We start from the raw sequence: 8,740 nt of genomic DNA on the forward strand, positions 1-8,740 counted from the left end.
GCATGAGCAAGGCGCCGCGCGCCATCCGTCTCGATCCGCAGGACGGCCCTTCCGACGACGCGGTCTTCGGCGGGCGCGGCGATGTCGCCGTCGTGCCGGAGGTCGAGCCGATCGAGCCGGAAGCCGCTCCGATTCCGCAGCCGAGGCGTCGCCGCTTCAGCTGGGGCAGCCTGTTCGTCACGGCGCTGTCGGGCCTGCTGGCGCTCTCGGTCACGGTCTGGGCCGAGCAGACGATCCGCTGGCTGCTCGCCCTCAACCCGGCCGTCGGCATCGCGGCGCTAGTCTGCGCGGGCGTTGCGGCGCTGGCGCTCCTGGTCATGCTTCTGCGCATGCTGCGCGACATCCTGCGCGAGCGGCGGGTCGAGGCACTGCGCGAGCGCGCCGTCGCGGCGCTTTCCGAGAGCGATCTCGCCAAGGCGCGCAGCGTCGCCGGTGATCTCGAAAAGCTCTATGCCCTCCGGCCCGAGACGGCGAAGGGCAGGGCGGAGCTGACCCTGCATACGCCGCAGCTGCTCGCTGCCCGCGACCTGCTCACCGTTGCCGAGCGCAGCCTGCTCGCGCCGCTCGATGCGCTCGCGCAGGCGCAGGTTGCGCAGGCGGCGCGGCGCGTCTCGCTGGTCACGGCGGTCAGCCCGCGGGCGCTGGTCGACGTCGTCTTCGTGCTCGTCGCCTGCGCCCGGCTGCTGCGGACGATCGCGACGATCTATGCCGGTCGCCCCGGCGCGCTCGGGCTGTTCAGATTGGCGCGACAGGTGCTCGGCCATCTCGTCGTCACCGGCGGCATTGCGGCGGGCGATGCGGTGATCCAGCAGGTGCTCGGCCAGGGGCTGGCGGCGCGGCTTTCGGCCAAGCTCGGCGAGGGCGTGCTCAACGGCTTGCTGACCGCCCGGATCGGGCTCGCAGCCATCGCGGTCTGCAGGCCGCTGCCCTTCGTCGAGGAGGCGCCGCCGGGATTGTCCGATGTCGCCGGCGATCTCTCCGGCTGGGGCGGCAAGGACAGTTGAGCCCGGCAGAATTTGCCGGCAGCGGACGAATCTGCCCGGTCGGAATCGTCCGGAAACCTTTCGAAAACCATCCAAGCTCTTGAAATATCTCACGCATGGCCCTGGCACAGGCCGTGCAAAACCAGCCTCGGTTCGACATGCCGCCCATGGGGGGCGCTGTCCAGGTCAGGTGACCAGGTGAGGTTGCGATGGGTGTTTTCAGTGCGCTGACGACGGCGGTGACGGGCATGCAGGCCCAGTCCTACGCCCTCGAGAATATCTCCGGCAACATCGCGAACTCGCGCACCGCCGGCTTCAAGCGGGTCGATACCAGCTTTTCCGACCTGGTGCCGGATTCGGCGCTGAACCGGCAGATCGCCGGCTCGGTCGCCTCCTATAGCCGCGCCACCAACACGATCCAGGGCGACCTGAACGCGACGCGCATCGACACCAACGCCGCGATCAACGGCGACGGCTTCTTCGTCGTCGACCAGCGCCAGAGCGGCGTGGGCGCTTCGACACAGTTCGCCAACAGCAATCTCTACACCCGCCGCGGCGATTTCGACTTCGACGCCGACGGCTACCTCGTCAACGGCGCCGGCTATTACCTCAAGGGCCAGAAGATCGACCCTGTCACCGGCCAGATCATCGGCAGCCAGCCCGACGTGCTGCGCATCACCAAGGACCAGTTCCCGGCCAAGGCGACGACCCAGATCGAATACAGCGCCAACATCCCGGCCTATCCGAAGACCAACAACGCCAATACCTCGACCCCGGGCTCCGAGCTGCTCAATGCCGGCACCGGCTTCGGTACGAATCCCGGAACGACCGCCTCGGGCGGTACCGGCACCGTGGTGGGCAGCGACCTGACCACCTTCCTGAACCGCTCGATCCCCGGTGGCTCGGTCACGGTCTACGATACGCTCGGCAAGGCGACCAGCGTCGAGCTGCGCTGGGCCAAGGTCTCCAACGCCGCGGCTGGCCCGCCGGCGGTGGCCGATACCTGGAACCTGTTCATCGCCGAGAACACCGGCGCGACCGGTACGACCGTCGCCTATCGAAATGTCGATACCGACATCACCTTCGACAACACTGGCAAGATGACGTCGCCGGCCAGCGGCAACATCACGATCCCGCCCATGACGATCGGTGGAAACGCCATCTCGCCTGCCTCCGCGCCGATCAGCATCGTCACCAACGGCACCAGCCTGACCCAGAACGGCGATACCAGCGGCCAGATCGACGCCCGCAGCATCCGCCAGAACGGTTACACCGCCGGTACGCTCGACCGGGTCTCGATCTCGAACGAAGGCCAGGTGATCGGAACGTTCAGCAACGGCCAGGTCGTGCCGCTGGCGCAGATCGCGGTCGCCCGCTTCAACGCCGGCAATGCGCTGAAGCGTCTCGATGGCGGCGCCTTCGAGGAGACGATCGAGTCGGGCGCGCCGATCGTCGGCCTGGGCACCGCGGCGCTGATCGGCGGCAATGTCGAGCAGTCCAATACCGACATCGCCGACGAGTTCTCGAAGATGATCGTCACCCAGCAGGCCTATTCGGCCAACACCAAGGTGATCTCGACGGCGCAGGAGATGCTGCGCGACGTCTTTAACATCATCCGCTGAGCGCTGAGAGCAGCCTGGCCTGACGGCCCAGAAGGGCCGGGCCATAGAACAAGAGCCAAAGACGACAGGAGTTGACGATGGGTCTCAATACCGCACTCGGCACGTCGATTTCCGGGCTGAACAGCGCCCAGATCGGCATCGGCGTCGTCTCGCAGAACGTCGCCAATGCCAGCACGCCGGGCTATGTCCGGCGCAATGTCTCCAGCGTCGACTCGATCAGCGGCGGCACCGTCGGGGTCAGCAACCCCAACGTCCAGCGGCTGCTCGACCGCATCGTCCAGCACCAGCTGCTGCAGGAGAGCTCGGGCGCGTCCTATACCTCGACCCGCGCCCAGGTCTTCGCGAATCTCGACCAGCTCTTTGGTGCTCCCGGCAGCAAGACGGCGCTGGACTCGATGTACAGCACCTTCACCAATTCGCTGCAGGCGCTGCAGAACGACCCGTCCTCCTACACCAACCGCACGGCGGTGCTCGATGCGGCGAGCCAGCTCGCCAACCGGCTGCGGGGGCTGTCGGACGGCGTCCAGCAGCAGCGCTCGCAGGCCGAGGCCGGCATCGGCGCGGGGGTCACACGCGTCAACGAGCTGCTCGACCAGCTGACCAACGTCAATGCACGGATCGTCAACGCCCAGCAGACCTCCGGCACGGCCGATCTGCGCGACCAGCGTGACCGCATCGTTTCCGAGCTCTCGCAATATGTCGAAATCCGCACCGACGAGCGCCCGAACGGCGCGCTCAGCATCACCACCGCCTCGGGCACGCAGCTCTTCGACGGCCGCCCGACGGTCAAGTTCGAGTTCGACGCGCGCGCCAATATCGGCCCGCAATCGCAATGGAGCAGCGACCCGACCAAGCGGACGGTCGGCACGATCGTCGCGCGCGACCTGAACGGCAACACGTTCGACGCGATCGCCAACAACACCTTCCGCTCCGGCGAGATCGGCGCGCTGGTCGAACTGCGCGACAAGACGCTGGTTCAGGCACAGGCGCAGCTCGACGAGATCGCAGCCCAGCTCTCCAGCGCGCTCTCCGATCGCGAGATTGCCGGCACGGCGGTCACGGCCGGCGGCTTCAACGGCTTCGACGTCGACCTCAGCGGGTTGGCCGCCGGCAACTCGGTGACGCTGGACTACACGATTCCGCCGAGCGGGCAGACGCAGCGCTTCACCTTCGTGCGCGTCGACTCGGCGACGTCGCTGCCCTTGCCGGCCTCGGCCCAGGGCGACGCCAACAACCGCGTCGTCGGCATCGACTTCTCCGGCGGCCCCGCATCCGTCGCGACGCAGATCCAGGCGGCCGTCGGCGCCGGCTTCACCGTGTCCAACACCGGCTCGACGCTGCGGGTCGTCGGCAGCGCGACGCGCGACGTCGCCGGCCTGACCGCGCGCCCGACCCAGACCTCGCTGACCGGCGGCACCGCCGAAATGCCGTTCTTCGTCGACGCGGGGCGCAACAATGCCGCCTATACCGGCTCCTATGAGGGTGGGGCGCAGTCGGTCGGCTTCGCCTCGCGCATCGCCGTCAATCCGGATCTGGTCGCAGACCGCTCGCGGCTCGTCGTCTACAACACCAGCCCGGCGACGCCGCAGGGCGACGTCACCCGGCCGAAATTCCTCTACGACCGTCTGACCTCGAGCCAGCGCAGCTTCACCAACGCGACCGGCTTCGACGGCTCGACCGCGACCTCGACCGGCACGGTCTCCAGCCTGGTCCAGCGCGTCGTCGCCGGCCAGGGCCAGGCGAGCGAGCAGGCCAAGCGCCTCGACGAGGGGCAGCAGGTCGCCTTCTCCTCGGTGCAGAGCCGTTTCCTCGAGGACACCAAGGTCAATGTCGATCAGGAAATGTCGATGCTGATCGAGTTGCAGAGCGCCTACGCCGCCAACGCACGCGTCATCTCCACCGTCAAGGAGTTGCTCGACGTGCTGATGAGACTGTGAGGAGGTAGGTCATGACCATCACCCCAACCGGTACCGGCGCCTACCGCCTAGCCAATCCCAACCAGTTCGTCTCGATGCGCGGCCAGCTCGAGGATTTGCAGCGGCAGCTCGCGACGCAGAAGAAGTCGCAGACCTATGCCGGCCTTGGCATGGATCGCGGCACCAGCCTCGACCTCAACGACAAGCTCTCGACGTTGGACGGCTTTCTCACCAGCATCCAGCGCTCGGACGTCAACCTCAAGCTGATGACCACGGCCGTCGAGAACTTCACCAAGCTCGCCGGCGAGACACGGGCCGATGCCCGGCCGGACAGTTATGTCGAGACATCGACCGGGCGTACCTCGCCGCAGGTGCTGGCCGAGGAAAAGTTCAAGCAGACGCTCGACCTGCTGAATTCACAGGTGAACGGCCGTTATTTGTTCTCGGGCCGCACCTCCGATGTCGAGCCCGTGGTGGACTATTCGCTGATCATGGATGGCGATGCCACTCATGCCGGCCTGAAGCAGCTGATCTCCGAACGCAAGCAGGCCGATATCGGCGCCGGCGGCATGGGCCGTCTCGTCACCGGCGGCGCCGGCACCAACGCGACGATCGCCGAGGAGGCGGCCGGGCTGCCCTATGGCTTCAAGCTGACCGGCGCCTCCAGCAGCACGGCGGCGATGACCACGGCCTACAATGCCGGGCCGCCCGCCGACATCGCCGTCAACGTCGCCGCGCAGCCGCAGCCGGGCGATACGCTGAAGTTCGCGCTGACGCTTCCCGATGGCACGACCGAGGAGATCACCCTGACGGCGCGTGCGTCGGGCACCACCGGTGACCCGGCCGAAGGCTTCGTCATTGGCGTGGACGCGAACGCGACTGCCGCGAACCTGAGGACCGCGATCGGCGCGGCGCTGTCGCGCGAGGCGAAAACCTCGCTGTCGGCGTCGTCGGCCCAGGTCGCGGCCAAGGATTTCTTCGCGGGCAGCAAGAGCAATCCGCCGCTCCGGGTGCCCGGACCACCCTTCGACACCGCAACCGCTGCGCCGGCGCCAGGCACGGCCGCCAATGCGGTGATCTGGTACCAGGGTGACGATGCCGCCGGCTCCGCCAGGGCGACGGCGAGCGTCCAGGTCGACCAGGGCCAGCAGGTGGCGGCGGGCGCCCGCGCCAACGAGGAAGCTTTCCGCACCGGCCTGGCGCAGTTCGCGATCATGGCGGCCGAGACCTTCCCGGCGAGCGATCCGAATTCGAAACTGGCCTACGGCGCGATGACCGAGCGCGTGCGCAGCACGATCGGCTTCCCGACCGGGACGCAGGCGCCATCCGAGATCATCGTCGAGCTCGGCTCGGCCCAGACCGCTATGGCGCAGGCCAAGGAGCGGCACACCGCGACCAAGGACTATCTGAGCACCACGCTCGCGGGCGTCGAGGACATCACCAAGGAGGAGGTGGCGATGCAGATCCTGGCGCTGCAGACCACTCTGCAGGCGAGCTACCAGACCACCTCCATGCTGCAGCAGCTGCGCCTGACGAATTATCTCTGAGGCCTTTGCCAAGGCTCCGAAACAGGAAACGGCCCGGATCGCTCCGGGCCGTTTTCGTTCGTGTTCTGACTTGCCGCCCGAGGGCGTTCAGCGGCCGCGCAGGCCGGCGGCGATGTCGCGGTTGATGTTGACGAGGATGCCGATGGCGGCCGGCTCCGGCGCCGCGGCGATCTGGAACGTCCGGTTGAAGATGAAATTCGCGAGGCCGAGGATGTTGCGCTTGATCTCGACCGGCAGCGGATTGTCCTCGGCGATCACCGCCGAGACCAGAAGGGTCCAGAGCTTGCGGTTATAGGCCAGGGCGCCGTCGAGCTCGCCGGAACGGGTGGCCCAATCATCGACGATCATCTGGAGACGGGCGCCCGCCTTGAGCAGCAGGCCGGCTTCGAGTTCACGCGGTGACTGGACGTTCTGTGCCGTCTTCGACGCCGCGGCGTAGGCATTAAACCCGCTTTGCATGCTCGAGCAGTTCCGCCTCGTATGAGATCAGCTTCTTGGCAGCCTTGAGAGCTTTGTAGAGCTCACCGCTTAAGATGCAGTTATTGATTTCGGACATATGCGGCAAAGCGCTCGGCGCCGCCTGCATGAAGTCGCGCACGAGCTGGAAGTAGACCTCGTGCTGCTCGGTCGGATCGCCGGCGAGATACATCAGCTGTAGCGAGAGGTAGATCTTCTTGGCCGGCGTGTCGGCGCTGGCCGCGGTGAGGATGTCCTTCTCGCGCAGGATCGGCGCCTCGCCCTCGATGAAGAAGCGCGTGCGCTGCTCGTCGTTGCGGATGACGACCGAGCCGATGATGATGCGCTCGTTGGGCTTGAGCTCGACCTTGAGGGCCATGTCTGTCCCGCCTTCTGGCTATGAGGGGAGGGGCTCAGCCGAACAGGCGCAGCACGCCCTGGTCGGCCTGGTTGGCGAGCGAGAGGGCGGTCTGCGAGAGCTGCTGGCGCGTGTTGAGCGCGAGCAGGCTGGCGCCTTCCTCGTTCGGATCGGCCAGGACGAGATTGCCCGCGCCGGTGGTCAGCACGTTGGCGAGTTCCTTAGTGAAGTCCTGGCGCGTCTGCGCGACTGAAAGGTTCGAACCCAGGGTCGAGGCCAGGGACTTCAGCGAGGTCAGCGAGCCGGTCAGGGCCGTGGTGGCCTTCTCAAGGTCGGCATCGTTCTGGAAGTTGATGAAGCCGGCGAGTTGCGTGTTGATCGCGCGCGGAATGCCGAGGTTGTCGGCCGTGATGTTCGAGCCCTGGATATCGAGCTTGGTCTGGTTGCGGCCGGTCTTCTCGTTGAAGACGATCGAGAGGCGGTCGCCCGAGAGCAGGTTGATGCCGTTGTAGCTCGAGTCCTTGGCGAGGTCGTCGATCTTGTTGCGCAGGTCGTTGAACTGGTCGATCAGGTTCGAGCGGACCGCCGAGGTGATGTTCGAGGACGTGATCGTCGATGTTCCGACGGCGGCATCGGCGGCGGCAAAACCGATGACGGTGTTGCTGGTGCCGCCCTGCGCGGCGGTGATCGCGGCTGGGCCGGCATTGCCGACGCCGAAGCCGAAATCGACGGTCTCCGAGCCCTTGCCCTTGACGTTGAGCTGGCCCTTCTCGTCGACGAAGGCGGTGACCAGACCCGACTTGTTGATCTCGTTGACGATATCCCGGACGGTCGTGTTCGAGGTCAGCGCGAAGCTTGCCTCATAGGTGTCTGAACCGACGACGATCGAGAAGGCGGCGGTCGTGTTGGCGGTGGTGTCGACGCCGAGATGGCCGGATGACGAAGCGGTTGCCGCGACGGGCGCCGCCGCGCCGGGAGCGCCGATCAGCTTGTCCAGCGCCACATCCTTGAGGCTCTTGCTGGTCACTGCGGTTTCGGCCGCGGTCGCAAAGGCGGTGCCGGCCTTGGTCGGGCGGTTCTGAGCCGCGTCGGCCTGGGCCTGCTTCACGGTGGATTGTAGCGACTGGACCAGCTTGGTGATGCCGTCGATGCCCTTGGAGGCGGCCTGGATGGTCTGGATACCGTTCGAGATGCCGTCGAGCAGGTTGGTCAGCTGGCTCGAACGATCATTCAGCGACACGGAGGTGAAGTAGTTCACCGGATTGTCGATCGCCGAATTGACCTTGCGACCGGTCGCCAGGCGATTCTGGATCACGCCCTGCTGGGCGGTGGTCTGCTGGAGGGTCAGCAGGTTGTTGCGGACGCCGTTCGACAGGATGGTGTTGGCCATTTCAGGTCCCTCAGACAGCGCGATTCGGCGCTCAACGAGCTTGCTCTGAGCCAATAATCCTTTGTTAAGGCTAACAAACGGTTAATCACGTCGCTGCGCGCAAACGAAAAGCGGCGGAGCCGAAGCTCCGCCGCTCTTTTGCTTCGTCCCGCGTTCTGCGGGGTGATCCGCTCCTGCGGACCGAAGATCAGCCGAGGAGACGCAGGACGCCCTGGTCGGCCTGGTTGGCGAGCGAGAGCGCCTGCTGCGAGAGCTGCTGACGGGTCTGCAGCGCGAGCAGGGAGGCGGCCTCGGCGTTGAGGTCGGCGTTGACGAGGCTGTCGGCGCCGGAGGTCAGGACGTTCGCCAGGTCCTTGGTGAAGTCCTGGCGGGTCTGGACGACCGAGAGGTTGGCGCCGAAGGTCGAGGAAAGCGACTTCAGCGAGGTCAGCGCGCCGGTCAGCGACTTGGTCGCGGCTTCCAGATCGG

8 protein-coding genes are annotated in these 8,740 nt (G+C 66.6%); 4 read left to right on the forward strand and 4 right to left on the reverse strand.

All coding sequences use genetic code 11. The features are described from left to right. Nucleotides 1-2: 2 nt before the first annotated feature. The 4 genes from CXY91_RS03675 (at nucleotide 3) to CXY91_RS03690 (ending at nucleotide 6,068) form a co-directional block, all read left to right on the forward strand. Nucleotides 3-1,004 (forward strand): YcjF family protein, encoded by a 1,002-nt coding sequence (locus tag CXY91_RS03675; protein WP_100959332.1) that lies wholly within the window; start codon nucleotides 3-5, stop codon nucleotides 1,002-1,004. Nucleotides 1,005-1,192: 188 nt separating this feature from the next. Next, nucleotides 1,193-2,605, forward strand: a complete 1,413-nt coding sequence (locus CXY91_RS03680; RefSeq protein ID WP_091843220.1) for a flagellar hook protein FlgE — start codon at nucleotides 1,193-1,195, stop codon at nucleotides 2,603-2,605. Nucleotides 2,606-2,682: 77 nt separating this feature from the next. Continuing rightward, the gene (gene flgK, locus CXY91_RS03685) at nucleotides 2,683-4,542 is read left to right on the forward strand and encodes a flagellar hook-associated protein FlgK (protein ID WP_100959333.1); all 1,860 of its coding nucleotides are present in this window, start codon (nucleotides 2,683-2,685) and stop codon (nucleotides 4,540-4,542) included. Nucleotides 4,543-4,553: 11 nt separating this feature from the next. Then, nucleotides 4,554-6,068 (forward strand): flagellar biosynthesis protein FlgL, encoded by a 1,515-nt coding sequence (locus tag CXY91_RS03690; protein ID WP_100959334.1) that lies wholly within the window; start codon nucleotides 4,554-4,556, stop codon nucleotides 6,066-6,068. Between the two features lie 87 nt (nucleotides 6,069-6,155). Here the strand turns inward: CXY91_RS03690 and flaF are convergent, their stop codons facing one another. The 4 genes from flaF to CXY91_RS30780 form a co-directional block, all read right to left on the reverse strand. Beyond that, nucleotides 6,156-6,527 (reverse strand): flagellar biosynthesis regulator FlaF, encoded by a 372-nt coding sequence (flaF, locus tag CXY91_RS03695; protein ID WP_091843208.1) that lies wholly within the window; start codon nucleotides 6,525-6,527, stop codon nucleotides 6,156-6,158. Further along, nucleotides 6,511-6,903: a flagellar biosynthesis repressor FlbT gene (gene flbT, locus CXY91_RS03700; RefSeq protein ID WP_091843204.1), complete on the reverse strand. Its 393-nt coding sequence runs from the start codon at nucleotides 6,901-6,903 to the stop codon at nucleotides 6,511-6,513. Before flbT ends, flaF begins: the two co-directional genes overlap by 17 nt. A 34-nt stretch (nucleotides 6,904-6,937) precedes the next feature. Then, on the reverse strand, nucleotides 6,938-8,272 hold the full coding sequence (locus tag CXY91_RS03705; protein ID WP_100959335.1) for a flagellin N-terminal helical domain-containing protein: 1,335 nt from the start codon (nucleotides 8,270-8,272) through the stop codon (nucleotides 6,938-6,940). Between the two features lie 187 nt (nucleotides 8,273-8,459). After that, a partial coding sequence (locus CXY91_RS30780) for a flagellin (RefSeq protein WP_282569358.1) occupies nucleotides 8,460-8,740 on the reverse strand: 281 nt, incomplete at its 5' end.

The sequence above is a fragment of the Allobosea sp. FBZP-16 genome (assembly GCF_002831785.1).
Taxonomy (GTDB): domain Bacteria; phylum Pseudomonadota; class Alphaproteobacteria; order Rhizobiales; family Beijerinckiaceae; genus Allobosea; species Allobosea lupini.